This window comes from Methylobacterium sp. B1 (genome assembly GCF_000333255.1).
GTDB classification, from domain to species: domain Bacteria; phylum Pseudomonadota; class Alphaproteobacteria; order Rhizobiales; family Beijerinckiaceae; genus Methylobacterium; species Methylobacterium fujisawaense.
Genome location: NZ_BACT01000456.1, coordinates 1 through 1715 on the forward strand (window position 1 = coordinate 1; position 1715 = coordinate 1715).

The 1715-nt window shown below is 73.7% G+C and carries 3 protein-coding genes; 2 read left to right on the forward strand and 1 reads right to left on the reverse strand.

Annotated features, from left to right (window positions below; genetic code table 11):
- Positions 1-190, forward strand: a 190-nt coding sequence (locus I53_RS13295; protein ID WP_043351455.1) for a hypothetical protein, incomplete at its 5' end; no start/stop codon positions are given.
- Here I53_RS13295 and I53_RS13300 read toward each other — a convergent pair.
- Positions 191-1213: a diguanylate cyclase domain-containing protein gene (locus I53_RS13300; RefSeq protein ID WP_043351456.1), complete on the reverse strand. Its 1023-nt coding sequence runs from the start codon at positions 1211-1213 to the stop codon at positions 191-193.
- A gap of 204 nt (positions 1214-1417) precedes the next feature.
- Here I53_RS13300 and I53_RS13305 point away from each other — a divergent pair.
- Positions 1418-1715, forward strand: a 298-nt coding sequence (locus I53_RS13305; RefSeq protein ID WP_043351458.1) for a CAP domain-containing protein, incomplete at its 3' end; no start/stop codon positions are given.

The window sequence follows — 1715 nt, forward strand, 5'->3', positions numbered from 1 at the left end:
CCTCTCGGAGGCGGGCTTCATCCCGCCGCTCGGGCCCGGCTCCAGCATCGTCACCGTGCACGGCCTCGACACGATGCAGAGCGCCATGGGCGAGATCGCCAGCCGCTTCATCCAGCCGACGGATGTCCCGGAGGGGGGCGACTCGGCCCGGGTTCCGCGCGACCGCAGCCTGCGGAGCGCAGGCGGCTGACTAGCCGCTCCCGACGGCGATGCGGACGGCGTTCCCGCCCGCATCCTTGGCGGCGTAGAGCGCCGCATCCGCCCGCTCGAACAGCCGGGTCCGGCTGCCGCCCGTCGCGATGCCGGTCTTGACCTCCAGGGCGATGCCCACGGAGGCGCCGATCCGCACCATCTGTCCGCGATACGGAATCGGCCGGCTCAGGGCGGCGACGATGCGCCGGCCGCACTCCGCCAGCGCGCGGAGATCCACGGGCGCCCGCAGGAGCACGGCGAATTCGTCGCCGCCGATGCGCGCCACGAGGGCCGCGTCCCGGCAGATGGCGGCGAGCCGCGCGGCGGAGCGCCGGATGCACTGGTCACCGGCGATATGGCCATGGAGGTCGTTGACCGGCTTGAACCCGTCGAGGTCGATGAGGATCAGGGCACCGAGGGGATCCGGTCCGGCGCCGGACGATCCGGCGTCGAACTGCGCCTCGAAGGCGTGGCGGTTCGCCAGTCCGGTGAGAGGGTCGCGGTCGGCGCGCCGGCTCAGCTCGGCCAGCCGGGCGATCTCCTCGGTGACGTCCTGCTTGGTTCCGAAGAGCCGGGCTGGCCGTCCGCCCTCGGTCTCGACCGCCGCGCGGATGCGGATCCAACGCGGCTGGCCGCAGGCGGTGCGGATCTCGGCATCGAGCCGGAAGCTTGCGTGCCCGGCGATGGCCCGGCGGCGGATCGACTCCAGCAGCCGCCGCGAGGCCGGCTCGTAGAATTCCAGGATCCGCGGGCGGTGCAGCGCCGCGCCCCGGGGGATGCCGAACAGATCGTGGACTCCCCCGGACCAATCGAGGGCGCCGTCATCCAGGCGGCACGACCACAGCCAAGTCCCGGCGGCGGCCAGGGCATGCTCCTGACGCGCCAGCAGGCCGGCCTGCGCACGGATGATCGCCTGCTGCAACGCGAGCGTCGCCGCGGCGTCGGGATCGGTGGCCGATTCGGCCTGGGCCGACGGGCCGGCAGGCCCATCGACGGCGCGATCGCGGGGCGTCTCCAGCATGGTCAGGGAACGCTCGGTCGTGAGGTCGGTGCACGTTTAGACGACAGGTCTTTGAGGAAGCCCTAATCGTCCGATGCGCGACGGCCCGGCAGCGCCTATATGCCGCCGGGGCGGCTGGACCGTCGCAGGGATGGGTAAGTCGTGACGAGACGCGATCGGGACGGTCGGCATGCGGGGCGCGGGCTCGGCCGGATCACGGGCAGGATGCTGGGGCGCGCGACGGGCTCGGCGGCGCTGACCGCGGCAGCCCTGCTCGGCGGCTGCGCCACCCAGGCGCCGAGCACCGCGGCGTTGCCGAGCATCTACCTGCCCCTCGCCAGCAACAGCGCGCAGATCGACGTCGCGGCGGCCCGCGACATGATCTCGTCCTACCGCCGCAACCGCGGCGCGCCGCCCCTGACGGTCGATCCCGAATTGCAGCGTCTGGCCGAGGCCGAGGCGGCCGCGATGGCCCTGGCCGACCGGCCGAGCCGGGCGCAGACCGTCAAGGCCGCCGGGAACG

Bases quoted from the DNA above. Each gene is read 5' to 3' on its own strand.
- I53_RS13300 (WP_043351456.1), bottom strand. From the start codon at position 1,213: ATGCTGGAGACGCCCCGCGATCGCGCCGTCGATGGGCCTGCCGGCCCG.